This window comes from Thiohalobacter thiocyanaticus, from assembly GCF_003932505.1.
GTDB classification, from domain to species: domain Bacteria; phylum Pseudomonadota; class Gammaproteobacteria; order Thiohalobacterales; family Thiohalobacteraceae; genus Thiohalobacter; species Thiohalobacter thiocyanaticus.
In genome coordinates, this window is the sequence record NZ_QZMU01000001.1 from 1,677,380 (window position 1) to 1,702,537 (window position 25,158).

26 protein-coding genes are annotated in these 25,158 nt (G+C 66.5%); 20 read left to right on the forward strand and 6 right to left on the reverse strand.

Annotation, left to right across the window (positions count from 1 at the left end):
• Nucleotides 1-102 precede the first annotated feature (102 nt).
• Nucleotides 103-1,497, forward strand: a complete 1,395-nt coding sequence (gene argH / locus D6C00_RS07860) for an argininosuccinate lyase (RefSeq protein WP_125181211.1) — start codon at nucleotides 103-105, stop codon at nucleotides 1,495-1,497.
• Here argH and D6C00_RS07865 read toward each other — a convergent pair.
• On the reverse strand, nucleotides 1,487-4,246 hold the full coding sequence (locus D6C00_RS07865) for a putative bifunctional diguanylate cyclase/phosphodiesterase (RefSeq protein WP_125181212.1): 2,760 nt from the start codon (nucleotides 4,244-4,246) through the stop codon (nucleotides 1,487-1,489). The genes argH and D6C00_RS07865 overlap by 11 nt on opposite strands.
• Nucleotides 4,247-4,253: 7 nt before the next feature.
• Complete coding sequence (locus D6C00_RS07870; protein ID WP_125181213.1) at nucleotides 4,254-4,982, reverse strand: cupredoxin domain-containing protein; 729 nt, start codon at nucleotides 4,980-4,982, stop codon at nucleotides 4,254-4,256.
• A gap of 87 nt (nucleotides 4,983-5,069) precedes the next feature.
• Here D6C00_RS07870 and D6C00_RS07875 point away from each other — a divergent pair, with 87 nt between their 5' ends.
• From D6C00_RS07875 to D6C00_RS07895, 5 genes are all read left to right on the forward strand, one after another.
• Nucleotides 5,070-5,435, forward strand: coding sequence for a nucleotide pyrophosphohydrolase (locus tag D6C00_RS07875; protein WP_125181214.1), 366 nt, complete (start codon nucleotides 5,070-5,072; stop codon nucleotides 5,433-5,435).
• Nucleotides 5,436-5,541: 106 nt separating this feature from the next.
• Nucleotides 5,542-6,291: a GGDEF domain-containing protein gene (locus tag D6C00_RS07880; RefSeq protein WP_125181215.1), complete on the forward strand. Its 750-nt coding sequence runs from the start codon at nucleotides 5,542-5,544 to the stop codon at nucleotides 6,289-6,291.
• A gap of 57 nt (nucleotides 6,292-6,348) precedes the next feature.
• On the forward strand, nucleotides 6,349-7,185 hold the full coding sequence (locus tag D6C00_RS16325) for a class I adenylate cyclase (RefSeq protein WP_125181216.1): 837 nt from the start codon (nucleotides 6,349-6,351) through the stop codon (nucleotides 7,183-7,185).
• Entirely contained in the window at nucleotides 7,185-8,573 is a 1,389-nt protein-coding gene (locus tag D6C00_RS16330) for a class I adenylate cyclase (protein WP_125181217.1), read from the forward strand. The genes D6C00_RS16325 and D6C00_RS16330 overlap by 1 nt, the downstream gene beginning before the upstream one ends.
• Nucleotides 8,471-9,208, forward strand: coding sequence for a hypothetical protein (locus D6C00_RS07895; RefSeq protein WP_125181218.1), 738 nt, complete (start codon nucleotides 8,471-8,473; stop codon nucleotides 9,206-9,208). Before D6C00_RS16330 ends, D6C00_RS07895 begins: the two co-directional genes overlap by 103 nt.
• Before the next feature lie 64 nt (nucleotides 9,209-9,272).
• On the opposite strand, the gene D6C00_RS07900 is transcribed toward D6C00_RS07895, so the two are convergent.
• The 3 genes from D6C00_RS07900 to D6C00_RS07910 all read right to left on the reverse strand — a co-directional run bounded on the left by D6C00_RS07900 (nucleotide 9,273) and on the right by D6C00_RS07910 (nucleotide 11,554).
• Nucleotides 9,273-9,725, reverse strand: a complete 453-nt coding sequence (locus D6C00_RS07900) for a DUF302 domain-containing protein (RefSeq protein ID WP_241546911.1) — start codon at nucleotides 9,723-9,725, stop codon at nucleotides 9,273-9,275.
• Nucleotides 9,726-9,730: 5 nt separating this feature from the next.
• Nucleotides 9,731-10,666 carry a c-type cytochrome gene (locus D6C00_RS07905; RefSeq protein WP_206609532.1) on the reverse strand — a complete coding sequence of 312 codons (936 nt, stop codon included), beginning with the start codon at nucleotides 10,664-10,666 and terminating at the stop codon, nucleotides 9,731-9,733.
• 204 nt (nucleotides 10,667-10,870) lie between these two features.
• Nucleotides 10,871-11,554: an alpha/beta hydrolase gene (locus D6C00_RS07910; RefSeq protein WP_241546825.1), complete on the reverse strand. Its 684-nt coding sequence runs from the start codon at nucleotides 11,552-11,554 to the stop codon at nucleotides 10,871-10,873.
• Nucleotides 11,555-11,618: 64 nt separating this feature from the next.
• Between D6C00_RS07910 and lptM the strand changes: the two genes are divergently transcribed.
• From lptM to D6C00_RS07955, 9 genes are all read left to right on the forward strand, one after another.
• Entirely contained in the window at nucleotides 11,619-11,753 is a 135-nt protein-coding gene (lptM, locus tag D6C00_RS07915; RefSeq protein WP_125181220.1) for an LPS translocon maturation chaperone LptM, read from the forward strand.
• A 7-nt stretch (nucleotides 11,754-11,760) separates the two neighbouring features.
• A complete protein-coding gene (gene lysA / locus D6C00_RS07920) occupies nucleotides 11,761-13,014 on the forward strand; it encodes a diaminopimelate decarboxylase (protein WP_125181221.1) in 1,254 nt (417 codons plus the stop codon).
• Between the two features lie 144 nt (nucleotides 13,015-13,158).
• Nucleotides 13,159-14,247, forward strand: coding sequence for a GGDEF domain-containing protein (locus D6C00_RS07925; RefSeq protein WP_125181222.1), 1,089 nt, complete (start codon nucleotides 13,159-13,161; stop codon nucleotides 14,245-14,247).
• Nucleotides 14,248-14,346: 99 nt separating this feature from the next.
• Nucleotides 14,347-15,177, forward strand: coding sequence for a diaminopimelate epimerase (gene dapF / locus D6C00_RS07930; protein WP_125181223.1), 831 nt, complete (start codon nucleotides 14,347-14,349; stop codon nucleotides 15,175-15,177).
• Nucleotides 15,174-15,896, forward strand: coding sequence for a DUF484 family protein (locus D6C00_RS07935; protein ID WP_125181224.1), 723 nt, complete (start codon nucleotides 15,174-15,176; stop codon nucleotides 15,894-15,896). Before dapF ends, D6C00_RS07935 begins: the two co-directional genes overlap by 4 nt.
• Nucleotides 15,893-16,816 carry a tyrosine recombinase XerC gene (xerC, locus tag D6C00_RS07940; protein WP_125181225.1) on the forward strand — a complete coding sequence of 308 codons (924 nt, stop codon included), beginning with the start codon at nucleotides 15,893-15,895 and terminating at the stop codon, nucleotides 16,814-16,816. The genes D6C00_RS07935 and xerC overlap by 4 nt, the downstream gene beginning before the upstream one ends.
• A 168-nt stretch (nucleotides 16,817-16,984) precedes the next feature.
• Nucleotides 16,985-17,530 carry an ATP-dependent protease subunit HslV gene (gene hslV / locus D6C00_RS07945; protein WP_241546826.1) on the forward strand — a complete coding sequence of 182 codons (546 nt, stop codon included), beginning with the start codon at nucleotides 16,985-16,987 and terminating at the stop codon, nucleotides 17,528-17,530.
• A gap of 5 nt (nucleotides 17,531-17,535) precedes the next feature.
• Nucleotides 17,536-18,897, forward strand: coding sequence for an ATP-dependent protease ATPase subunit HslU (gene hslU, locus D6C00_RS07950; RefSeq protein WP_125181227.1), 1,362 nt, complete (start codon nucleotides 17,536-17,538; stop codon nucleotides 18,895-18,897).
• A 319-nt stretch (nucleotides 18,898-19,216) separates the two neighbouring features.
• A complete protein-coding gene (locus D6C00_RS07955) occupies nucleotides 19,217-19,588 on the forward strand; it encodes a gamma-butyrobetaine hydroxylase-like domain-containing protein (protein WP_125181228.1) in 372 nt (123 codons plus the stop codon).
• 208 nt (nucleotides 19,589-19,796) lie between these two features.
• Here D6C00_RS07955 and D6C00_RS07960 read toward each other — a convergent pair whose 3' ends face one another.
• Nucleotides 19,797-20,624: a LysR family transcriptional regulator gene (locus D6C00_RS07960; RefSeq protein WP_125181229.1), complete on the reverse strand. Its 828-nt coding sequence runs from the start codon at nucleotides 20,622-20,624 to the stop codon at nucleotides 19,797-19,799.
• A 175-nt stretch (nucleotides 20,625-20,799) separates the two neighbouring features.
• On the opposite strand from D6C00_RS07960, the gene D6C00_RS07965 reads away from it, so the two are divergent.
• The 5 genes from D6C00_RS07965 (at nucleotide 20,800) to D6C00_RS07985 (ending at nucleotide 25,114) form a co-directional block, all read left to right on the forward strand.
• Complete coding sequence (locus D6C00_RS07965; RefSeq protein ID WP_125181230.1) at nucleotides 20,800-21,054, forward strand: hypothetical protein; 255 nt, start codon at nucleotides 20,800-20,802, stop codon at nucleotides 21,052-21,054.
• A gap of 15 nt (nucleotides 21,055-21,069) precedes the next feature.
• Nucleotides 21,070-23,019 (forward strand): TSUP family transporter, encoded by a 1,950-nt coding sequence (locus D6C00_RS07970; protein WP_125181231.1) that lies wholly within the window; start codon nucleotides 21,070-21,072, stop codon nucleotides 23,017-23,019.
• 168 nt (nucleotides 23,020-23,187) lie between these two features.
• Complete coding sequence (gene ubiE / locus D6C00_RS07975) at nucleotides 23,188-23,934, forward strand: bifunctional demethylmenaquinone methyltransferase/2-methoxy-6-polyprenyl-1,4-benzoquinol methylase UbiE (protein WP_125181232.1); 747 nt, start codon at nucleotides 23,188-23,190, stop codon at nucleotides 23,932-23,934.
• Nucleotides 23,931-24,398 (forward strand): RDD family protein, encoded by a 468-nt coding sequence (locus D6C00_RS07980; RefSeq protein ID WP_158675360.1) that lies wholly within the window; start codon nucleotides 23,931-23,933, stop codon nucleotides 24,396-24,398. Before ubiE ends, D6C00_RS07980 begins: the two co-directional genes overlap by 4 nt.
• On the forward strand, nucleotides 24,395-25,114 hold the full coding sequence (locus D6C00_RS07985) for a ubiquinone biosynthesis accessory factor UbiJ (RefSeq protein WP_125181234.1): 720 nt from the start codon (nucleotides 24,395-24,397) through the stop codon (nucleotides 25,112-25,114). The genes D6C00_RS07980 and D6C00_RS07985 overlap by 4 nt, the downstream gene beginning before the upstream one ends.
• The last annotated feature ends 44 nt before the right edge of the window (nucleotides 25,115-25,158 follow it).

Genomic DNA, 25,158 nt, shown 5'->3' on the forward strand with positions numbered 1-25,158 from the left:
CGATTATCCCCCGCGTCTGCTGACATGGCCAGCGGGCGCGTCTGGCCCGGCTGACCGGACGGGCGGTATACTCCCACCACGCGCAATCCAACGGAACCCGACATGGCAGACAGCGACGGCAAGAGCAAACCCTGGGGCGGACGCTTCACCGAATCCACCGACGCCTTCGTCGAGGCCTTCACCGCCTCGGTGGGCTTCGACCAGCGCCTGTACCGCCAGGACATCGCCGGCTCCATCGCCCATGCCCGCATGCTGGCCCGGGTCGGGGTGCTCACGGCGGCCGAATGCGACGAGATCATCGCCGGCCTGGAGGATATCCGCGCCGAGATCGAGGCCGGCGGCTTCGACTGGTCGGTCGGACTCGAGGACGTGCACATGAACATCGAGGCGCGCCTCACCGAGCGTATCGGCGCCACCGGCAAGAAACTGCACACCGGGCGCTCGCGCAACGATCAGGTCGCCACCGACATGCGCCTGTATCTGCGCGAGGAGATCGACCTGATCACGGCCGAGCTTGAACGGCTGCAGGGCGGGCTGATCGACCTGGCCGAGCGCGAGGCCGACACCATCATGCCGGGCTTCACCCATCTGCAGGTGGCCATGCCGGTGACCTTCGGTCATCACATGCTGGCCTGGTTCGAGATGCTGGAGCGCGACCGCCAGCGCCTGGCCGACTGCCGGCGGCGGGTCAACGTGATGCCGCTGGGCGCGGCGGCCATGGCCGGCACCACCTATCCCATCGACCGGCACTATACCGCCGAGCTGCTCGGCTTCGACGCCCCGGCGGAGAACTCGCTGGACGCGGTCAGCGACCGCGACTTCGCCATCGAATTCACCAGCGCCGCGGCGCTGCTGCTGATGCATCTGTCACGCTGCTCGGAGGAGCTGATCCTGTGGACCTCGGCCCAGTTCGGCTTCATCGACCTGCCCGACCGTTTCTGCACCGGCTCCTCCATCATGCCGCAGAAGAAGAACCCCGACGTGCCCGAGCTGGTGCGCGGCAAGACCGGCCGGGTCAACGGTCACCTGATCGGCCTGCTGACCCTGATGAAGGGCCAGCCGCTGGCCTACAACAAGGACAACCAGGAGGACAAGGAGCCGCTGTTCGATACCGTGGACACGGTCAGGGGCTGCCTGCGGGTGTTCGCCGACATGATCCCGGCCATCGAGCCGAAACGCGAGCGCCTGCGTGCGGCCGCGCTGGAAGGCTTTTCCACCGCCACCGACCTGGCCGATTACCTGGTGCGCAAGGGACTGCCGTTTCGCGACGCCCACGAGGTGGTGGGCAGGGCGGTGCGCCTCGGCCTGGAGCAGGGGCGCGACCTGTCCCAGCTCAGCCTGGAGCAGCTGCAGCAGTTCAGCGGGATCATCGAGCAGGACGTGTTCGATGTACTCACCCTGGAAGGCTCGATCGCCAGCCGCGATCACATCGGCGGCACCGCGCCGGCCCAGGTGCGGGCCGCGGCGCAGCGGGCGCGCGAACGTCTCAGCCGTTGACCACCTGACCGCCGCCCGGATTCAGGCGCCGGGCGAACCCGTGCAGGCCGGCTTCGGTGATGGCGGCCTCGGGCCGGCCGATGTGGTAGCCCTGCACATAATCCACCCCCAGGCGCTGCAGCAGGCGGAAGGCGGCCTCGCTTTCCACGAACTCGGCAATGGTGCGGATACCCATGCCGCGGGCCACGTCCACCAGCGCCTTGACGAACAGCTGGTCCTCCCGGTTGCTGGCGATATCGCGGATGAAGCTGCCGTCGATCTTGAGCATGTCCACATGCAGGTGCTTGAGATAGGAAAATGAGGAGAAGCCCACGCCGAAATCGTCCAGCGCGATGCGGCAGCCCAGCTGACGGATCCGGCTGAGGAACTCGGCGGCCAGCGCCATGTTCTCGCAGGCCGCGGTTTCGGTCAGCTCGAACGTGATGCGGGCCGGATCCAGCCCGGTCTCATCCAGACAGCCCTCGATCAGGCTGAGCATTTCGGCTTCGCCCACCGACAGTCCGGACAGGTTGATGGAAAAGCCCACCTGGCCCAGGGCATCGGGCAGGGTGGCGATATGATAGATGGCCTTGCGCACGATCTCGCGGTCCACCCGGCCGATCAGGCCGAACTGCTCGGCCGCCGGGATGAAGGCACTGGGCGGATGCAGCTGCCCGCCGTCGTCGCGCATGCGCACCAGGGTCTCGAAGTGGTGTACCTCGCCGTTGAGCACGCTGGCGATGGGCTGGAAGTGCAGCTCGAAGCGGTCCTCCTCCAGGCCCCTGAGCACCCGGTTGCGCGAGGCCAGCAGCCCGCCGATGTGCTCGCGCGACATGCTGGTCGCGTCGAAGATCTCGAACCGGTTGCGGCCGGCGTCCTTGGCGGCGTACATGGCGCTGTCGGCCTTGGCGATCAGCTCCACCGGATCGGTGCCCTGGTCGGGGAAGCCGACCAGGCCGATGCTGGCCGAGACATTGATGGGCACGCCCGCCTTGGTGCGTACCGGCCGGCACTCGGCGATGGCATCCAGGATCCGCTGAGCCTGCGTGCGCGCCTCTTCCAGGCTGAGGTCAGGCAGGGTCAGGGCAAACTCGTCCCCGCTGATGCGCCCGATGATGTCCTCCGCGCGCGCCAGCCGCTCCAGCACCCCTGCCACCTGCACGATCATCTCGTCGCCCACGGCATAGCCGGCGGCATCGTTGAGCAGCTTGAGGTGATCCAGATCCACCAGCATCAGCACGCCCTGACGGGTATGGGCCTGGGCCCGGCGGATCTCGTGCGCCAGGTCAACCAGAAAACGCCGGCGGTTGGCCAGCCCGGTGAGCTGGTCCTGGTTGGACAGGAGCGCGACCCGCTCCTCGTTGATACGCTGCTTGGAAATGTCGCTGGCGGTGCCGCGGAAGCCGGCGAAGCGATCCTGCTCGCGTACCGGGATGCCGCTGATGCGCAGGTCCCGGCTGGTGGCATCATGCAGGCAGACGCGGAGGGTCAGGTCCTTGAACGGAAAACCGCGATCGCGCTGCGGCCGCAGGCGCGCGGTCAGCGCTTCCAGATCGTCCTCGGGAAACACCTCCTGCCAGGTCCGGCCCAGGCACTGCTGGCCGTCCATGCCCAGCGAGGTCTTGAACCCGGGCGAGAGATAGCTGAAGCGGCCCTCGGCGTCGGTCTCCCACAGCCAGTCGGAGGAACTTTCGGCGAAGTCATGGAAGCGGCGGCGGTTGTGTTCCAGCGCCTCGTTGGAGCGGCGCAGGTCATCGAGCATGCGGTTGAAGGATTCGGCCAGCTCGCCCAGTTCGTCGTCGCGGACCAGTTCCACCTTCCACGACAGATCGCCGGCGGCGATCTTCCTGGTTGCCGCCGCCAGCAGGCTGAGCGGGCGGGTGAGGGTGCGCCGGCTGATGACCATGCCCAGCACCGCCGCCACCACCAGCACGGCGCCGGAAACCAGCAGTCCCTGCAGGGCAAAGCTGCGGTAGGGCACCCAGTAGCTGTCGCTGGCATGCGCCAGCAGCAGCCTGGCCACCGGGGTCCTGCCGTCGCCGGCCAGCACCGGATAAACCCGTCCGAGATAGCCGGCGCCGTCCAGACTGAATTCGACCCGGCCCGGTTCCAGCCCCTGCAGCTGCGCCAGGCGGGCCGGCAGGGTGGCACCAACCAGGGCCTGATCGTCATAGAGCGCGACCTGAGTGCGCAGCAACGGCTGATGGCGCTCGAGCGCCGCCTGGTCGATCTCCTGGCCGAGCACCATCACACCGATCACACCCCCGCCGGGATTGACCACGGGAATGGCGACCAGTCGCAGGAAGGTCTCGAAGATCATGGCATTGCCATAGGCTACCCGGGCGCCCTGGCTGACCTGGCGCACCAGGGTCTGGATGGCATCCGAGGCCAGCACCCGCGGTGAAACCAGGTGAGGCTTGCTGGCCTCGGCCAGCGTCCGGCCCGGGTCGTTTTCCAGACTCAGCGCCAGCAGGTCCAGACCCGGGCGCGGAAAACTCTCCTCCAGCGTGCTGCGTACCGTCGGCGGGTGCGCGGTCAGCAGCGCGGCCAACAGGCCCGGCTCCTGACCGATGGTACGCGCCGTGCTCACCAGCTGGGCGAAGGCCTCGCGCTGGGCCTGCACATAGACCTCGTGGGCATGCTGGATGTCGCTGCTGATCTGGCGATTGACGTGGCCTGTCACCAGCAGATAGCCGGCGCCGGTCACACCGACCAGCACCAGCAGCATCATGCCGACGACCAGGAGACTGTTTTTCTGTCCGATACGCATCCCTGTCTCACTTCACCGGCGCGGCCGGATACAACTGTTCGACGGTCGCCGCTGCACCCTCAGCGCCCGGCTCGGGCTGCACTCCGCCGTGGACCGGCAGACGCAGGCTCAACGGCGGCGGCGCGATCATGGCGATGGTGTCCAGCTCCAGGGTCTCGGCACCGATACCGGCTACCCGCAACCGCCAGCGTCCGGCCTTAAGGTCGCGGAACTCGAAGCGCTCACCGGGATTGACGATGGCCAGCCGCGGGGCGTCGACCACATCGATACGGGCATAGCTGCGCCGGTGCAGGCGGCAGAACAGGTGGCGGGTGCCTGCTGCGGTGAAACGGATGCTCTGCTCACCGGCACGGCCGCCCGGGCGCAGGCGCACATCGACCTCGCTGTGCGCACCCGGCACCAGGGCGAAGAGCTGATGTTCGACGGGATCGAGATTGACCAGCCGGATCGGCTCGCCGGGGCGGACCTGCAGAAAATCGGGCCGGATGCGGTCGGCGTCGATGCGCAACTCATGCTCGATTCCGGAGGGTGCTTCCACCGCCAGACCCGGCGCGTCCGGCCACAGGGCCAGCCCGATGCGCCGATCCGCGCCGGCACGGCCGGCAAACAGCCCGCTGTGCTGCAGCGTCACCACGCCGCGGACCTCGGCCGCCGGCAGCCCGGCCGGCAACGCCAGCAGCAGCGGCAGCAACAGCCGGAGGCAATGATTCCCTGCGGACACGATCCCTGTTTTCATGTAGATTTCGGACCAGCGTTGGTTCTACATCTGTAGATAACGGCACCCCGCCGTCCGGCTGAAGCCTGTGACGGGCTGGAGGAGAGCATGAACACGCCTGACAGCGACCGCCTGGAACAGCTCAACCGCCGCCTGGCCGCCTTCGCCCGGGCCCGCGACTGGGAGGAGTTCCACTCGCCCAAGAATCTGTCCATGGCCCTGATCGCCGAAGCGGCCGAACTGGTGGAACACTTCCAGTGGCTGACCCAGGCCGAAAGCGCGGCCCTGCCCGCGGACAAGCGCGAGGCCGTGCGCCTGGAACTGGCCGATATCCTGATCTATCTCGTCCGCCTGGGTGAGCGACTCGACATCGACCTGATCCAGGCCGCCCATGACAAGATGGACCTGAACGAGAAAAGATTCCCGGTCGAGAAGGTCCGCGGCCTGGCCCGGCGCGCCAGCGAGTACGACTGACGCCTCACTCCTAAAGCAAAACACCCCTAGGTCGCTAAATCTCAAGACATTCCGGGATGTGCGGATGTCAATTTTCCGACACTTATAACCAGGGAGACACCCGGCCATGTGGGACAGGCTCACCCCCTCGCAGCTCGGCGAGCTGCTCGACACCAGTCACGACGCCCTGCTGGTACTGGACAGCGACGGACAGCCACGCGCCGCCAACGCGGCCCTGCTGCGGCTGCTCGATACCGGCCTCGATGGCCTCGGTCCGGATCACCCGCTGCTGGCCGCGAACGCGGACAGCCTCAGCTACACCGGCCCCCGCGGCGAGCGGCTGGAACTGCAGGTCCGGTACCTGCCGCTGACCGACGGCAGCCGGGCCCTGTGGTTCCGCGATCACAGCGAACAGCAGCGCCTGGAGCGGGAGCTGGCCGAACAGTCCCTGACCGACCCGGTGACCGGTCTGCTCAACCACCGGGGCCTGGGTGTGGCCCTCGAACCCCAGGTCTCGCGCTGCCGGCGCTACGACAGTCCGCTGTCGCTGGTGCTGCTGGAGCTGCACGGCGAGGTGGACAACCAGGCACGGATCCGGGTCAGCCGCATCCTCAAGGATCAGCTGCGCTGGGCCGACATGATCGGGTGCAGCGAGGATCAGCGCTTCATTCTCGCCCTGCCGGAGACGCGGCAGGCGGATGCCGAACAGTTGATCGCCAAGCTGCACGAGCGCCTGGCAGCGGAATTCGCCGACGCTGGTGTAGACGCCGCCTTCGGGCTGGCGGAATGGCGCAAGGCGGACAACACCCAGACCCTGATCAACCGCGCCGCCCAGACCCTTGACCCGGCCGCCGGCACGCGTACCGCCGCCGGCTGACACCTTCAGGGCCTGTAGACAGGCCCTGGCTCACAACAGGGAGCCGCCACCGACAGCATGGCCGTCGTCGAGCAGATGAAACCCCGGATCGAGATGGACGGCGTGCAGCTGCGCAATGTCCAGCGCCGGTTCATGGTCATCAACCAGGACCGGCTCAAGCGGGTCCATGCCGGGCTGCGCGACCGTCACCGCCTGTTCCTGGATCTGCTGCCGCTGCTGTTCCACATCAACCACCCGATGCTGCCGGGCTATCTCTCCAGCAAGGCCCCGGCCGGGGTCTCGGATTACAAGCCGAACAAGCGCACCCTGGACGCCGCCCGCAAGCTGTCCAAGAGCTTCACCTACCAGCAGCGCAGTGTGCGCGCACACGATGTGCTGGCGCTGTACATGATGGGCTCTTCCGGCACCATCGCCTATTCGCGCAAGAGCGATTTCGACATCTGGGTCTGCATCCGCAACGACATGGACAGCGAGGCCCGCGAGATGCTGGCGCAGAAGGCGGCCAACATCGAGAGCTGGGCCGCCAGCATGAGCCTGGAGGTGCACTTCTTCCTGATGGACGATGCCGCCTTCCGGGCCGGCGAGATGGACAGCCTGTCGAGCGAGAGCAGCGGCAGCGCCCAGCATCACCTGCTGCTGGACGAGTTCTACCGCACCGGACTGCTGATCGCCGGGCGCTATCCGGTCTGGTGGCTGGTACCGCCGCAGTACGAGATGGTCTACGAGGAATACGTCAGCCAGCTGCTGCACAAACGCTTCGTCAATCCGAAGGAGGTGGTCGATTTCGGGGGTCTGGACAAAATGCCGGCCGGCGAGTTCTTCGGCGCTACCCTGTGGCAGCTCTACAAGGCGGTCTCCCTTCGCCCTACAAGTCGGCGCTCAAGATACTGCTGATGGAGGCCTACTCCGACGAATACCCGCACATCCGCATGCTCAGCCACCGTTTCAAGGAAGCGGTCTACGGCGGCGAAACCAACCTGGACGGACTCGACCCCTATGTGCAGATGTGCCGGCGGGTGGAGGAGTATCTGCTGGAGAATGGCGAGCTGGAACGCCTGGAGCTGGCCCGGCGCTGCTTCTATTTCAAGATCAACGAGAAGATGAGTCGGCCCGACCGCCGCGGCAACATCAGCTGGCGCCGCGAGGTGATGCGCGAACTGGTGCAGGAATGGGGCTGGTCCGACGGCCACCTGCAGCTGCTCGATACCCGCCCGCAATGGAAGATCCACCAGGTGCTGGAGGAACGCCAGATCCTGGTCGATGCCCTGCGCCAGAGCTACCAGGCACTGTCGGACTTTGCACGGATTCAGGACGACGACCACACCATCGACCCGGCCGAGCTCAACCTGCTCGGTCGGCGCCTGTACGCGGCCTTCGAGCGCAAGGCGGGCAAGGTCGACCTGGTCAATCCCGGCATCTCCGACGACCTGTCCGAGGACCGTCTGTCACTGCACCAGCTGCGCAACCCCGGCCAGACCGGCTGGGTGCTCTACCGCGGCCTGGTGCGCAGCGGCGAGACCGGCGGCCAGCGCCCGCTCAAGCGCGGTCACAGCCTGGTGGAGATCCTGGCCTGGTGCCATTTCAATCATATCACCCAGTCCAGTCTGAGCATGATCAGCCTGCACCCCGAGGACTGCACGGTCAGCAGCTGGGAGCAGCGCTCGGTGATGGACTGCCTGGAGGACATCTTTCCGCGCGGCCGGCTGACCGACCCCGACCTGGATGCCCTGGCCGAGCCGGCCCGGGTGGCCCGCAACGCCCTGTTCATCAACCTGGGCGTGGACCCCATGGCCAAGCTCACCCGCGAAGGGATGCAGCTGGTCAGCAGCCGCACCGATGCGCTGAGCTACGGCGGTCGCTGGGAGAATCTCGCCATCAACTTCGAGCTGATCGTCCAGACCAGCTGGCAGGAGATTCTCACTTTCCATTACAGCGGCGATCACGCCCTGCTCGACTGTCTGTGCGACTACCTGGCCTGGACCCCCGTCGACGCCGGCCAGCCGCCGATGGGTGTGAATACCTTCAGTTTCTCTTCCACCGCGGCGCGCCCATCGCCAACCGCATTCGCGATGTGTTCGAGCAGGTCATCGCCTGGTTCTACCGTGCACAGGACCGCAGCAACGCCCGCTATCTGCTGCAGGTCAGTCACGATTACTACCTGCTGCAGCCGGAAAACGGCGTGCCGCGCTACCGCCACTTCAAGTCCTACGCGGCCCTGCTGCAGGAACTGGCTGCACCGCAGGAATGCTTCAGCCCGCTGGGTATCGATCCTTCCACCCTGAGTGACACACCGCTGCCGGCGCTGTTCAGGGCCAACCGCCCCGGCCGACTGCAGCTGTTCTACCAGGTCGACGGCCCCAACGCCCATGTCTATGTGCTGGACGAGAAGGGGTCGCTGTTCCATCAGGTGGTGGCCTTCCACGATGCCCTGACCCTGCTCACCCAGTTCCAGCGCTTTCTCAACAAGATCCAGGAACGCATGAACTTCCTGGTGCAGGAGGCGGGCAAGGGCGAATTCAACGTGGCCGCCATCGATTACTACCAGATCCATCACCGTCATGGCGCCGAGCCGCGGCTGGAACCGCAGAACATCAGCCCGTTCAAGCAGTCGCGCAGTTATTTCGGGGTGCAGGTGATCGGAGACATGATGGACAACAACCGTTCGGTGTTCACCATGTACTGCAATGAGCAGGAGTTCTCCACCCTGGAGTACGGCGAACGACTGTTCGAGGAGGTGGCCCGCTACATCCTGAGCAAGCGCGCCAGCGGACAGACCTATCCGATCTACATCACCGACATCGACCTGGCCCGCAACCTGCTCGGCGTGGACACCGCGCAGGAACTGCAGACCATCCACTTTCTCAACTACAAGAAGCGTATCGAGCAGCGGCTCAACGACGCGCTGGCGAAGCTGTAAGTCAGGGCCAGGGTGAACGCAGGTTGGGCTGAGCAAAGCCCAAACACCCGACACCTGAGCCTGACTACATCCCCTCGGCCGCCTGCAACCGGTCCAGCATGGCCTGGATATCGACCGCCCATTGATCGAACACGGCGGTCAGTTCGTCGTCACCATAGAATTCGGCCATGTGGCGCGGGTTGGCGGCGACGAGCAGGGTGTCGCTTTCCTCGGCGAAGATGGCGATCTTGAGCGGCAGGTAGGGGATCAGCTCGGGATGCTCCCGGGTCAGGCGCCGCACCTGCTCCGGCTTGCCGAAGAACACCACCCGGTACTTGTCGGTCTCATAGCCCATTTTGGTCAGGCCGATGTCGACCCGCTGCACCCTCGACAGGGTGTAGCCCTGCTCACGCACCGCCTCCTGCAGCAGCAGCATGGACTCGGCGAAGGGCTGCTGCGAGCGCACCATGAACAGATCCTGCGCCAGCGCCGGGCGCAGCAGGGCGGCCAGCAGCAGAATCAGCAGCGTCAGTCTCATCCGCTTCAAAACGTGGCCTCCTCAAGGATGTCGGTGTAGATCCTGTGCATTTCGTCACAGGCCTGATCCAGTCTTTCATTGTTGAACAGCACGCTCAGGCGCTTGGGGTTGATGGTCATCACTCGCACCTGACCCTCCTGCTCGACCACGGTCACCCGGCAGGGCAGGAACAGGCCGACGCGGGGATCGACGGTCAGTGCATCATAGAGAAAATTGAAATTGCAGAAATAGACGATCACCTGCCGGTCATTCTCCTCGCCCTCCGGGAACAGGCCTTCCTCCAGTTTCTGACGGCGGATCAGGCGAAAGTTCTTGCCCACTGCGGCCCGCTCCACGGCCTCAACCGTCTCTTCCAGCCCATAGGGGGAGTCGTAGACCAGGGTGGGCTCGATCTCCTCGACCCTGGGGGCGGGGTCGGTGTGCTCACCCTCGAAACTGCGCACATAGGCCACCAGGTCATTGATCTGCTCTTCGCTCAGGCCCTGCTCGCGAAAGGAGGCCATGGGCGTGCCCTCGCGGCCCTGCATCAGGGTGGCCTTGATCATGGCATCGGAGGCCGCGGCCAGGAAACCGGGGTTGTTCAGCGCCGGGGCGATGATGGGCAGGTCGCGCGGGCGCGAGAAGGTCACGCCGGTGCCCTGGCCGCCCTCGCCCTGTTCTCCGTGACACTGGGCACAGTGCTGGCTGAACAGCCGGGCGCCGCGCTGGACGTCGCCCTCGATCCGGGCCTGGCTGAACACCGGCCGGTCGCCGTCGTGCCAGCCGCGGATATGCTCGACGATGGCCTCGACCTCGGCCGCGCTCAGATGATCGAAGCGCGGCATCACCCGCCCCGGCCGTCCCAGCCGGATGGTCTGCTTGAGATAGGCATCGGAGGACACCGTCCTGGAAGGCCGGCAGCCGCAGGGGCACGCCCACGCCACCGTCGCCGGCATCGCCATGACAGACCGAACACATGCGGGTATAGAGGCGGGCACCGTCAGGGGCGGCCGGAGCGGACAGGTTCACCACCAGCGCCGCGCCGAACAGGAGCAATTGCAGCCATCTACGTATCATGACTTTCACTCAATCGTCCGGGTTGATCAGGATGCGGCCAGTCTACGCCACCGGGCCGCACATGCGTTGACGTGTATCAAAGGGTTGGGTCAGCCGAGCCGCGGCGCCAGCCGGGCCGCGAGCCAGACGCGGATATCGGCGAGCTCGTCCAGGGACACGGTATGGGGCACAGGATAGGCATGGAAATCCACTTCGCAACCCAGCCCGGTCAACCGGTCACGGGCGGCCTCGGCCAGCGCGACGGGCACCACCGGGTCGGCCGTGCCGTGGGCCAGGAACACCGGCACGGCCCGGTTGGCCGGCGGCATCTCGCGGGTAAGCGCCTCGGGCAGGGCCAGGTAGGTCGACAGTCCCAGCACCCCGCCCAGCGGCTCGGCGTGGGTCAGGCCGGCGTGCAGGGCAATGACGCCGCCCTGGGAAAAGCCTGCCACCAGCACGGCCCCGGAGGGCAGACCCTGCGCGATTTCCGCGGCCACCAGCCGCTGCAGGTAGTCCACCGAACGTCGGATGCCGTCCGCATCGGGGGTGGCGTCGATATCCGGTTCGCGGATGTCATACCAGGCCGGCATCACCGCACCCCCATTGATGGTGACGGGCTGGTCCGGCGCATGCGGCAGCACGAAGCGCACGCCGCGCTCCAGCAGTCCCAGTTCGGGAATCAACGGCTCGAAGTCATGTCCGCTGGCCCCCAGACCGTGCAGCCAGATCACGCTGGCGCGCACCTCGGTACCGGCCGGCGGTTCCAGGATCAGCGGGGGTTCGTAGTCGGGCACGTGATTGTCTCACTCGGGGCTTTGGGGTATGTTGCCGGCTGACACACGCCAGCCGAACCCAGTCATGCGTCTCACCTTAACACAGCCGCGCCACCGGCCCGCCCTGCTGCTCGTGCTTGTGCTGGCGGGCCTGCTCGGCGCCTGCGGCCAGAAGGGGCCGCTGTACCTGCCCGATTCCGGCAACAGCGAGCAACAGTAAACCGCTCATGGATGCCTTCGACTACCGCAACGGCAGCCTGTATGCCGAGGACGTGCCGGTCACCGACATCGTGCACACCCACGGCTCGCCCTGCTACATCTATTCCCGCGCCACCCTGGAGCGGCACTGGCACGCCTTCGACGCCGCCCTGGCCGGGCGACCGCACCGGGTCTGCTATGCCGTCAAGGCCAATTCCAACCTGGCCCTGCTCAACTGCCTGGCGCGGCTGGGCTCGGGCTTCGACATCGTCTCGGGCGGCGAGCTGGCGCGGGTACTGGCCGCCGGCGGCGATCCGGGGCAGGTGGTGTTCTCCGGCGTGGCCAAGACGGCCGCGGAGATGCGCCAGGCGCTGGAGGCCGGCATCCACTGCTTCAATGTCGAATCCCTGGGCGAGCTGGAGCGCCTGGCCGAGGTGGCGGCCGATGTGTGCATCCCGGCCCCGGTCTCGCTGCGGGTCAACCCCGACGTGGACGCCGGTACCCATCCCTATATCTCCACCGGCCTGAAGGAAAACAAGTTCGGCATCGACATCCACCAGGCCGAGGGCATCTATCGCGACATCGCCGGCCACCGGCACCTGCGCCTGACCGGCATCGACTGCCACATCGGCTCCCAGCTCACCCGCACCGAGCCCTTCGTCGATGCCCTGCGCCGGGTGCTGGCGCTGGTCGACCGGCTGGCGGCGGCGGGCATCAATCTCGAACACCTGGACCTGGGCGGCGGCCTGGGCATCCGCTATCGCGATGAGACCCCGCCCGAGCCGGCCGAGTACATCGCCCCCCTGCTGGCCGAACTGGGCGATCGCGAGCTGGAAATCCTGATCGAGCCGGGCCGCGCCATCGCCGGCAATGCCGGCATCCTGGTCACCCGGGTCGAGTACCTCAAGTGCACGGAGGCGCACAACTTCGCCATTGTCGATGCCGGCATGAACGACCTGATCCGGCCCTCGCTCTACAGTGCCTGGCAGGATATCGTCCCGGTCAGGCTCGACAGCGCGGCCGCGCCGCGCCGCTACGACATTGTCGGACCTGTGTGCGAGACCGGCGATTTTCTGGGCAAGGACCGCGAACTGGCGCTGGCCGAGGGGGACCTGCTGGCAGTGCGCTCGGCCGGGGCCTACGGCTTCACCATGAGCTCCAACTACAACTCGCGGCCGCGCCCCCCTGAACTCATGGTCGACGGCGGGCAGGTCCACCTGATCCGCGCGCGCGAGCATATCGAGGATCTGTACCGCGGCGAGTCCCTGCTGCCGGAGGATTGACCTCACCGCTTCAGTGTGGATAAGTGGTAATAACGTCGCGCTGGCGGGCAGCCCCGCGGGGATCCTTCGCACCCCCTCATTTTCCAGCTTCGGGGGATCGCGAGGCCGTGGGACATCCCCGCATGAACAAATCAGAAGCAGTGAATGAATAACCAGAACAGCACCAGCCCGGGCACCGCCCAGGCGTTGAATGTCGACCGCAACCGCCAGGCCTTCATCATCGCCCTGTTCTCCACCGTGGGCTCGGCCTACCTGTTCCTGTTCGGTTTCAGTGCCCTGACCCGCGGCGAGTATGTCCTCGGCGGGCTGCTGGTCTGCTCGGCCCTGGCCGGCATCAGCAACTACCTGCTGTTCCGGCAACTGCACAACTACCGCAGCGCGGCCGGGGTGGTGATCGCCATCATGGCCGTCACCTGCCTGTACCTGCTGGTCACCGGCGGCGTGAACGGCACCGGACCGTTGTGGAGCTATATCGCCATTCCCCTGATTCTGTTCATGTACGGCCCACGCCTGGGCGGGAGCCTGCTCGGCGCCTATTTCCTGGCCATGGCCGCGCTGCTGCTGGTTCCCGCCAATCCGCTGTTGCTGACCGAATATGATCCGGATTTCGCCACCCGCTTTCTCGCCTCCTTCCTGGCGGTAAGCATCATGTCCTATGTCCATGAGTATTCCCGCTTCAAGGCCAACCTGGCCATGCAGTCGCTGCGTCAGTCGATGGAGCGTGAGGCGCGCACTGACACCCTGACCGGCCTGCCCAACCGCCGCGCCATGTACGAACAGCTGCAGCAGGAACTGGCCCGCGCCCGACGCATGCACCACCCCTGGTGCCTGCTGCTGTGCGACCTGGACGATTTCAAGCAGCTCAACGACACTCACGGCCACCTGACCGGCGATGCCGTACTGAAGGAGACCGGACGCATCCTGCGCCAGTGCCTGCGCGCCAGCGACTACTCCGCCCGCTGGGGCGGCGAGGAATTCCTGGTGCTGTTGCCGGAGACCGACCTGCACGAGGCCGGGGCGGTCGCCGAGAAGATCCGCGACCAGGTCAGTCGCATCCGCGTCGACGGTATACCGACCGCAGCTTCACCATCAGCATCGGCGTGCATCAGGCCGATGCCAGCGGCGGTCTCGATGATCAGCTGCGACAGGCCGACCGCCTGCTGTATGCAGCCAAGCGCGGCGGCAAGAACCGGGTGGTCAGTGCCGAATCGGCCTGAGGCCAATAAAGCGTAGGCCGCAACGGAAATACACGGCAACAAAAAAGCCATACAATATCTTCCGTGACTTCCGTGTGCTTCCGTGGCCATATCAAGAACCGGGACAAACAGACGCATGAACCTGCGATTCACCAAGATGCACGGCCTGGGCAACGACTTCGTCGTCATCGATGCCGTGAACCAGAGCGTGGCCCTGAGTCCCGACCAGGTGCGCTGGCTGGCCGATCGCCATCGCGGCATCGGCTGCGACCAGCTGCTGTTGGTCGAGCCTGCCAGTGATTCCGCGGCCGACTTCCGCTACCGCATCTACAATGCCGACGGCGGCGAGGTCGAGCAGTGCGGCAACGGCGCGCGCTGCTTCATGCGCTTCGTCCACGACCAGGGTCTGACCGACAGACGTGCGCTGACGGTACAGACGCTGGGCGGGCCCATCGAACTGCAGCTGGAAGACGACGGCCAGGTCACGGTGGACATGGGACCGCCGCGACTGGAGCCGGCCGCCATTCCCTTCCAGGCACCGGCGCGCGCGTCCGTCTATCCCATCGAAGTCGACGGACAGGAATACCGGATCGGCGCCCTGTCCATGGGCAATCCGCACGCCGTGCTCACGGTGGAGGATATCGAGCGGACGCCGGTGGCGGAACTCGGGCCGCGCATCGAACACCACCCGCGCTTTCCCAACCGGGTCAATGTGGGCTTCATGCAGATCCTGGCATCCAACCATATCCGCCTGCGGGTCCATGAGCGCGGCGCAGGCGAAACCTGCGCCTGCGGCACCGGCGCCTGTGCCGCCGTCGTGGCCGGCCGGCTGCAGGGCCGACTCGATGAACGCGTGCGCGTCAGCCTGCCCGGCGGCGATCTTGTGATAAGCTGGCCGGGGGAGAATGCATCCGTTTTCATGACCGGACCGGCGGTCAGCGTGTTTGAGGGGACCATCCCGTTATGAGTACACAGAAGAACCTGGAAGCCCGCACCGAGGCAGGCAGTACGATCGACGCCGAGCAGGTCGCCGACTATCTGCGCCGGCACCCGGATTTCTTCGACCGGCAGCCGCAGCTCCTGGCCCAGCTCGAGCTCTCGCACCCGAGCGGGACGGCCGTCTCCCTGATCGAGCGTCAGGTGGAGAGCCTGCGGGAGCAGAACCGTCAGTACAAACACAAGCTGATGGAACTGGTGCAGATCGGGCGCGACAACGATGCCCTGCACCAGAATCTGCACCGGCTCACGGTCGCGCTGATGCAGGCACGCGGTCTGGAGGCGGCACTGCAGACCCTGTTCGACAACCTCTACGGCGAATTCAATGCCGACGCCGTGGCCCTGGCCGTACAGGGCCTGCCGCGTACAGTCGCCAGTGAGCAGGTCCGGCTGATCCATCCCGGCGAACCCGCTCTGGGGTTGTTCGAACGGGCGCTGAAACAGGGCCAGTTCCTGTGCGGGCATCTGCGCCCGGAACAACTCGACTACCTGTTCGGCGACCGGGTCACCCGGGTGCAGTCGGCCGCGCTGCTGCCGCTGGGCGGCGCCCCCGCCGTGGGCATGCTGGCCATCGGCAACGAGGACCCGAACTACTACCACCCCGGCATGGACACCCACTTCCTGCGCAACCTCAGCGACCTGATCGGCTGCGCGTTCGCGCCCTACCTCGAGGCGCCGGATCCGGCGTGAGCACCGACCCGGCATGGCCGGCCGTCGAGGCCTATCTGCAGCATCTGGCCCACGAGCGTCGCCTGTCCGCCCACACCATCAGCAACTACCGGCGTGATCTGCGTTCACTGGTCGAGTTCCTGCACACGCAGGCGTGCAGCGACTGGTCCCGTCTCAGCAGCCATCAGCTGCGCGCCTTCGCCGCCCGCGAACACCGCCGCGGCCTCACTGGCCGCAGCATCCAGCGCCGCCTGTCCGCCGCCCGCGGCCTGTTCGAATTCCTGATCCGCGAGGGCCGGCTCACGCACAATCCCGCCCGCGACATTCGCGCCCCCAAAAGCCCGCGCCGGCTGCCCGCGACGCTGGACGTGGATCGCATGGACCAGCTGCTGCGGCCCGCCGGCGACACCCCCCTGGAGCGGCGCGACCAGGCCATGCTGGAACTGATCTATTCCTCCGGCCTGCGGCTGGCGGAGCTGGTCGGGCTGGACTGCAGCGCCCTCGATCTGGGCGACGCCCTGGTCAGCGTCACCGGCAAGGGCAACCGCGGCCGGGTGCTGCCGGTCGGCCGCCAGGCGCGCACGGCACTCACGCGCTGGCTGGAGGTACGCTCGGAACTGGCCGCGGCCGACGAGCCGGCCCTGTTCGTCAGCCGCCGCGGCACCCGCCTCACGCCGCGCAGTATCCAGCAGCGCCTGGAACGCCACGCCCGCGCCCGCGGCCTGCCGGGACGCGTGCATCCGCACATGCTGCGCCATGCCTTCGCCAGCCATCTGCTGGAATCCAGCGGCGATCTGCGCGCCGTGCAGGAACTGCTGGGGCACGCCGACATCAGCACCACCCAGATCTACACCCACCTGGATTTCCAGCACCTGGCCGAGGTCTACGATCAGGCCCATCCGCGGGCGCGGAAGCGGAAAGGAGTGAGGAGTGAGGAGTGAGGAGTGGTGTAGGATGGGTGGAGCGCAGCGCAACCCATCATTCCCGTGCCTGGCGATGGCTTACGGTGCATGCGCCTCCTCCCATCCTGCGATCCACCCCTGACCCCTGAAGCCCGATTCGGGTACAATTCCCAGCCCCTGCACCCCTCGCAATCGGAGAACGCGTCAGTGGAACAATTCGACGGCACCACGATCCTGTCGGTGCGCCGCGACAACCAGGTGGTGATCGGCGGCGACGGCCAGGTCACGCTGGGCAACACCGTGCTCAAGGGCAATGCGCGCAAGGTGCGCACCCTGTACCAGGGCCAGGTGATCGCCGGTTTCGCCGGCGGCACCGCGGATGCCTTCACCCTGTTCGAGCGCTTCGAGGCCAAGCTGGAGAAGCACCGCGGTAATCTCACCCGCGCGGCCGTCGAGCTGGCCAAGGACTGGCGCACCGACCGCGCCCTGCGCCGGCTGGAGGCGCTGCTGGCGGTGGCGGACAGGACTGTCTCGCTGATCATCACCGGCAACGGCGACGTGGTCGAGCCCGAGCAGGGCCTGATCGCCATCGGCTCCGGCGGCCCCTTCGCCCAGGCCGCGGCCCGCGCCCTGCTGGAGAACACCGAGCTGAAGGCGCGCGAGATCGTCGAGCGCAGTCTGCACATCGCCGCCGACATCTGCATCTACACCAACCGCAACCTCACCATCGAGACCCTGACCCAGGAAGACTGATTCCCATGTCGGAAATGACGCCACGCGAAATCGTCCAGGAGCTGGACAAGCACATCATCGGCCAGCAGTCGGCCAAGCGTGCCGTGGCCATCGCCCTGCGCAACCGCTGGCGCCGGATGCAGGTCGATGAGGCCCTGCGCAACGAGATCACCCCCAAGAACATCCTGATGATCGGCCCCACCGGCGTGGGCAAAACCGAGATCGCGCGGCGCCTGGCGCGGCTGGCCAACGCGCCCTTCATCAAGATCGAGGCCACCAAGTTCACCGAGGTCGGCTATGTCGGCCGCGACGTCGAGTCCATCATCCGCGACCTGATCGATATCGCCATCAAGATGACCCGCGAGCGCGAGATGGACAAGGTCAGCCACCGCGCCGAGGACGCCGCCGAGGAACGCATCCTGGATGCCCTGCTGCCCCAGCCGCGCAGCGGCAGCGGCGGCGGCTTCTTCGCCCAGCCGCAGGAGGCGCCGGAAAAACCGGCCGATTCCGAAACCCGCCAGAAGCTGCGCAAGAAGCTGCGCGAGGGTGAGCTGGACGAACGCGAAATCGAGATCGAGCTGAGCGCCACGCCCATGGGCGTGGAGATCATGGCCCCGCCCGGCATGGAAGAGATGACCAGCCAGCTGCAGAGCATGTTCCAGAACATGTCCGGCGGCCGCACCAGGACCCGCAAGCTCAAGATCCGCGATGCCTGGAAGCTGCTGCGCGACGAGGAGGCAGCCAAGATGGTCAACGACGAGGACGTCAAGACCCAGGCCATCACACTGGTCGAGCAGAACGGCATCGTGTTCCTGGACGAGATCGACAAGGTCACCCAGCGCTCGGAGGGCGCGGGCAGCGGCGCCGACGTCTCCCGCGAGGGGGTGCAGCGCGACCTGCTGCCGCTGGTCGAGGGCAGCACTGTCTCCACCAAGCACGGCATGGTCAAGACCGATCACATCCTGTTCATCGCCTCCGGCGCCTTCCACCTGGCCAAACCTTCTGACCTGATCCCGGAACTGCAGGGCCGGCTGCCCATCCGGGTGGAACTGGACGCGCTGGCGGTTGAGGACTTCGTGCGTATCCTGACCGAGCCGGACGCCTCGCTCACCGAGCAGTATGCCGCCCTGCTGGCCACCGAGGGCGTGACCCTGGCGTTCACGCCGGAGGGCATCGAACAGATCGCGCGCTTTGCCTGGGAGGTCAACGAGCGCACCGAGAACATCGGCGCCCGGCGCCTGCACACGGTGATGGAGCGGCTGCTGGAGGAGATCTCCTTCGAGGCCGCCGACCGCAGCGGCGAGACCATCAGCGTCGACGCCGATCTGGTCAGGAAGCACCTGGCCGATCTCGCGGGCGACGACGACCTGAGCCGGTATATTCTGTAATTTTACCTTGATGGCGGGAACGCAGAGTTCGCAAAGACGCAGAGGCGCAGAGGGCTTTAAGGAAGAAGCTTGGAATTAACCGTCATGCCCGCGGAGGCGGGCATCCATCTGTCTGAGTCCTCCATGGATTCCGGCCTGCGCCGGAATGACGAAAAGAAAACCAATGCGAAGGGATTTCTAATTTTTTTACCTTTGCGTCTCTGCGGCCTCTGCGTTATTCACCGCCGATGCCCACAAGTTACAGGGGATTTTGCCGGCCCGCCCGCCTTTGGCTAAGGTGGCACCAGCGAACCAACCCGATTTTCCGAGGAATCAAGACATGAGCGCGCATCCCACCGAGATCAACATGCACCAGAAGTCCCGCACCCTGGAGATCAGCTTCGACACCGGCGAGACCTTCAACCTGCCGGCGGAATACCTGCGGGTGCATTCGCCCTCGGCCGAGGTTCAGGGCCATGCGCCGGGGCAGGGCAAACTGCAGGTCGGCAAGGAAGACGTCAACATCGAGAACATCACCCCGGTGGGCAGCTACGGCGTGCAGCTGCATTTCGACGACAACCACAACACCGGCATCTATTCCTGGGACACCCTGTACGACCTGGGCAAGAACCAGGACAGGTACTGGCAGGAATACCTGCAGCGCCTGGAAGAGGCCGGCCACAAGCGCCGCGATCCCAGCGAGATCATCTGATCTCCCCACTGCTGCGGCAGGAACGCAGAGGACGCAAAGGCGCTGAGACGCAGAGAAATTCTGAATAATATCCCGTAGATCAGTTGCGTAGGTCGGGTCAGCCGCAGCGTAACCCGACAAGGCCGACCACCGGATGTCGGATTACGCCCTTCGGGCTAATCCGACCTACCTGACTGATCTCCCCACTGCCGTATCAGTCTTTAATCCCTCACAGACACTCCAGCATGCGCTCGACCAGTTCGGCCTGCTCGGCACGGGCCGACCAGGCGGCATAGGCGTGCAGCCCGAACACCGGGGCATCCTCCACCCGGTACAGCCCCCCGGCCTCCAACTCGCGGCGCACCAGCGCCAGCGGCAGATAGGCGCCGCCGCCGGCGGCCTGGATCAGCCGTAGCGCCACCTGGCCGGAGTTGCTGCGCGCCGCGGCCGGCGGCCGGTGCGGAAAGTGGCGGTCATGCTGGCTGGAAAAGACCGTGCCCCAGTTGACGAACACATAGTCCCGCGCCAGGGTCTGCTCCACGTCTTGACCGGAGCGCGTCGATACCAGCACCAGTTCCATGCGCTCGACCTCGCGCAGCACCAGACCGGCGTGCTGGGGCGGGCTGTAGAGAAAACCCAGGTGCACCTCGCCCTGGATCAGCTTCTCCGCCACCCGGGCGGCGGTACTGACCTCCACCCAGGGCGCGATGCCGGACAGCTCGCGATAGACCCGGTTGAGCCACTCCTGCAGAAAGATGTCCCAGAAGCTGGCCACCCCGGCGACCACGATCTGGGTCCGGTCATCCTCGGTGGCGGCCCGCTGGGCCCGCTCCCAGGCCTGGACGATGCCCTGGGCATGGCGCAGCAGGCGCTCACCAGCCGCGGTCAGGCTGACCTTCTGGCTGCTGCGCCGGAACACCGGGCGCCCGATCTCGCCCTCCAGCTGGCGGATGCGGGCGCTGACTGCCGAGGGTGTCAGGGACAGGTTCTCGGCGGCCTGGGTGAAGGAATGCATGCGATGGACCTCGAGAAAGGTCCGCAGGAGTTCGGTTTCCATGGGTTTGGACCTGCCGCAGGATATTAAATATCAATTTAAAACAATATTATACAATAATTTTTCATAATCCATCGACTATATATCGTTTCTATTATTGTCTGACATTCCCTAAACTTGCGCGCCCTGTTCCCCTCGCCGGGGATCTGGTCGAACCCATTCACGGGAGTCTTCAACCATGAGTCGATACACCCTGACCGGCGGCTCGGCGCGGGCCCTGGCCGTGACCCTGTTGCTCGGGGCCGTCAGCGCCGGCCTGTATTTCCTGCTGTTCCTGTACTCGGACCGGCTGGTCGAACTGGCCGCCGCCACCCGCCAGGGCGAGAAGCTCTATGCCCTGATCCCCATCGCCATCGCCCTGGTCTTTTCCTTCGTCCACGGCGCCTTCACCGGACGGTTCTGGGAACTGCTGGGCCTGCGGGCCAAGAAATAATCACTGGGAGACGGCATGGATACCCTGCAGTTTATCGATATCAACGCCACCACCGCCCTGATCCTGTTCCTGGTGGGCTTCGTCGGCGGCATGGTCAGCGGCTTCATCGGCTCCGGCGGCGCCTTCGTGCTCACCCCGGCCATGATGAGCCTGGGCGTGCCGGGCGTGATCGCCGTGGCCAGCAACATGGCCCACAAGTTTCCCAAATCCCTGGTCGGAGCGATCAAGCGCAACCGCTACGGTCAGGTCGACATCAAACTCGGCCTGGTGATGGGTGTGTTCGCCGAGGCCGGGGTCTTCTTCGGCAAGGGACTGATGGTGGACATCCGCGACGCCCTGGGCGGCGCCGGCACCAATCTGTACGTCTCGGCCGTGTTCGTGGTGGTGCTGGGCATCGTCGGCGGTTTCGTTCTGCGCGACGCCATTCGCGAAAAACGCGGCGAGGCAACCCAGAGCGAACCCAAGCAGCTCAACAAGGTCGCCCGCTGGGTGCGCACCCTGAACATCCCCGGCACCATGATCCATTTCAAGAGCATCGACGCGCGCATCTCCTTCCTGGTCATCGCCCCGCTGGGTTTTGCCACCGGCCTGCTGGCGGCGACCATCGCCGTGGGCGGCTTCATCGGTGTACCCGCCATGATCTACATCCTGGGCCTGCCGGCGCTGATGGCCAGCGCCACCGAGCTGGTCATCGCCTTCGTCATGGGCATGGGCGGCAGCCTGTTCTACGCCCTGGACGGCTTCGTCGACATCCGCCTGGCCATGATCATCCTGGCCGGCTCGCTGTTCGGCATCCAGATCGGCGCCATCGGCACCACCTACGTCAAGGACCATGTGGTCAAGTTCGTCATGGCCACCATCATGCTGCTGGTGCTGGTCAGCCGTTTCTTCTATATCCCGGGCTACCTGGGCGAGCTGGGCTTCACCGCCGAGCTGGCCCCGGACACCCGCTCGCTGCTGGACGGCATCGGCCAGGGCATCCTTGCCTTCGCCCTGCTGTTCGGCGCGGTCATGATCCTCAAGGCCCTGGTGCAGGGTATCCGGGAACACCGCCTGGCCACCGAGGCCGCCGCGGCTGCGGCGCCGGCTGCTCCGACGGCGGCCCCGGCCGCCGCCGAGGCCGGTCAGCTCTCGCCGCTGGGCCGCTTCGAGCGTTTCCTGGTGGCCAGCGATGGCTCCGAGTTCAGCGCCGCCGCCGTGCGCGAGGCGCTGGGTATGGCCACCAAGTGCGGCGCCGAGGTACACGTCATGTCGCTGGTGGCCACCGGTGCCGAGCACGAGGCCCTGGGCGAGTCCATCCTCAAGCAGGAACTGGAGGCGGTGCAGTCAAATCTGGACCGGATCAAGGCCGAGGCCGAGGCGGCCGGGATACGCTGCCATACCCATGCCATCCACGGCCGTGCCGTGGACGAGGAGATCGTCGCCCTGGCCGACCAGGTGCAGGCGGATCTGATCATCATGGGCCGGCGCGGCCGGCGCGGCCTGGCACGGCTGATGCTGGGTCATGCCACCGCCCAGGTCATCGGCCAGGCCCACTGCAGCGTACTGGTGGTGCCGCGTGCCGCTCACATCGAGGGTCGCCACCTGGTGCTGGCCACCGACGGCTCGCGCTATGCGGATGCCGCCGCGGTGACCACCGCGCGCCTGGCCCAGTTCTGCGGGGCCCGGGTCAGCGTGGTCTCGGTCACCACCCCGAGTCACGGCCCCGAACGCCGGGCCGAGGCCCAGCAGGCCGTGGACCGTGTGGTCGAGCACATGCGCAACGAGGGCACCGAGGTCGAAGGCCTGGTACAGGAGGGCGTGCCCTCCGAGGTCATCACCGGGCTGGCCCGGGAACGCAATGCCGACCTGATCGTCACCGGCAGCCAGGGCCGCAGCGGCCTGGAGCGGGTGCTGATCGGCAGCGTGTCCGAGCGCATCCTCAACGAGACCCCCTGCGCCGTGCTGGTGGTCAAGACCGGCTAAAAAACACTTCGCGCACAGCGCTTTCCCTGCCCTCCCTCTCCCTCCGGGAGTACCCATAGGGCATAAAAGGGCCGGGGTGAGGGCAGAAGGTTGCTCCGCCACCGTTGAGAAAGCCCCGCCTCCGGCTGGTATACTGACCACCGGATTCCCACCCACAGGCCGGGCTGCATGAGCGACAAGACCACCCATTTCGGTTTCAGACAGGTTCCCTTCGAGGAGAAGGCGCGCCAGGTCCGCGGTGTGTTCGACTCAGTGGCCGACAAGTACGATGTCATGAACGATGTGATGTCGCTCGGCATTCACCGCCTGTGGAAACGCTTCACCCTGGAGCGCAGCGGCGTGCGCCGCGGCCAGCGGGTGCTGGATCTGGCCAGCGGCACTGGCGATCTGGCCGCGCGCTTCGCACGCATGGTCGGGCCCGAGGGCGAAGTGGTCGTTTCCGACATCAATGCCAGCATGCTCGAGCAGGGCCGCCGCCGGCTGCTCGATGCGGGCGTGGCCGGCAATGTCGAATACGTGCAGGCCAATGCCGAGACCCTGCCCTTCCCCGACAATCATTTCGACTGCGTGAGCATCGCCTTCGGCCTGCGCAACGTCACTGACAAGGACGCGGCCCTGCGCGAAATGTACCGGGTGCTCAGGCCCGCCGGCCGGGCGCTGATCCTGGAGTTCTCCCATGTCACCCTGCCCGGCGTGCGGCCGCTGTATGATCTCTACTCCTTCCGCATGCTGCCCCTGATGGGCAGGCTGATCGCCAACGATGCCCAGAGCTATCAGTATCTGGCCGAGTCCATCCGCATGCACCCCGACCAGGAAACGCTCAAGGGGATGATGGAGGCCGCCGGCTTCGAACGGGTGGAATATCACAACCTCAGCGGCGGCATCGTGGCCCTGCACCGGGGCTACAAGCTGTGACGCCGGCCCGCCCGTTGCAGCGGCTGGGCGCCTTTGCACTCGACTTCCTGCTGGTGCTGTTCGCCCTGGGCCTGGGCAACTGGCTGGGCTGGCTGCTGGGGCGCAGCGCCGAGCACGGCTGGATGCAGCAGGCACTTGTCCATCCCTTCCTGCCCCTGGCGTCCGCCCTGGTGCTGGTATTGACGATCCTGCTGTTCTGGATCCGGCTGCAGGGCACGCCCGGCGCCCTGCTGATGGGCATCCGGCTGGTGGATACGCAGGGCGGCAGGCCCGGTGCGCGCCGGGCCCTGCTGCGGCTGCTGGCCTACATTCCCGCCCTGGCCGTTGGGCTGCTCGGCATCCTGTGGATGCTGTGGGACCGCGAGCGACGCGGCTGGCATGACATCCTCTCCGACACCCGGCTGGTGCAGGAGGACGAGGCGACCAGGAGCCTCGCCCGCCTGATGCGTGAGGCCGGCGCATGAGCACCGCCCTGACCGCCGCGCTGGAGACCGCGCTGAACCGCTATCTGGCGCTGGACCCGGAGGCCCGGACCCGGCTCGCGCCCCTGGCCGGCCGGGTGATTGCGCTGGAACTGCGCGGGCTGGGGCTGCAGCTGTTCTTTCTGCCCGGGGAGCATGACATCCAGATCCTGCAGCAGTGCGAGGATGACCCGGATGCCACCATCGCCGGGACCCCGCTGGCGCTGGCCCGCCTGGCCCTGGCCGGGCGGCCGGGCGAGGGCCTGTTCAGCGACGCCGTGGAACTGCGCGGCGACACCGGTATCGCGCGCGATTTCCAGGCACTGCTGCAGTCGGTGCAGGTCGACTGGGAGGAGCAGCTGTCGCGCCTGGTGGGCGACCGGCTGGCGCACCAGACCGGCCGCGCGCTGCGTCACGGCCGCGAGTACGCGACCGCCACCGCGCGCACCCTGCGCCAGGATCTGTCCGAATACCTGACCGAGGAGGCGCGCCTGCTGCCCACCGCGCCGAGCTGGACCTGTTCCATGCCGATGTCGACATCCTGCGCGACGACACCGAGCGCCTGGAGGCGCGACTGCAGCGGCTGGAGCGGCGGTTGTCGGAAAGTGAATGACGGGGAACACAGAGACGCGGAGGCGCAAAGAAAAATGAATATCAGAATACAGCCATTGCTCCCGGTAGTCAGGAATCATCATCGGTATCCGCACGACGTCCAATGATTCGTTTTATTGTGATATCCCTCTGCGCCTCTGCGTCCTCTGCG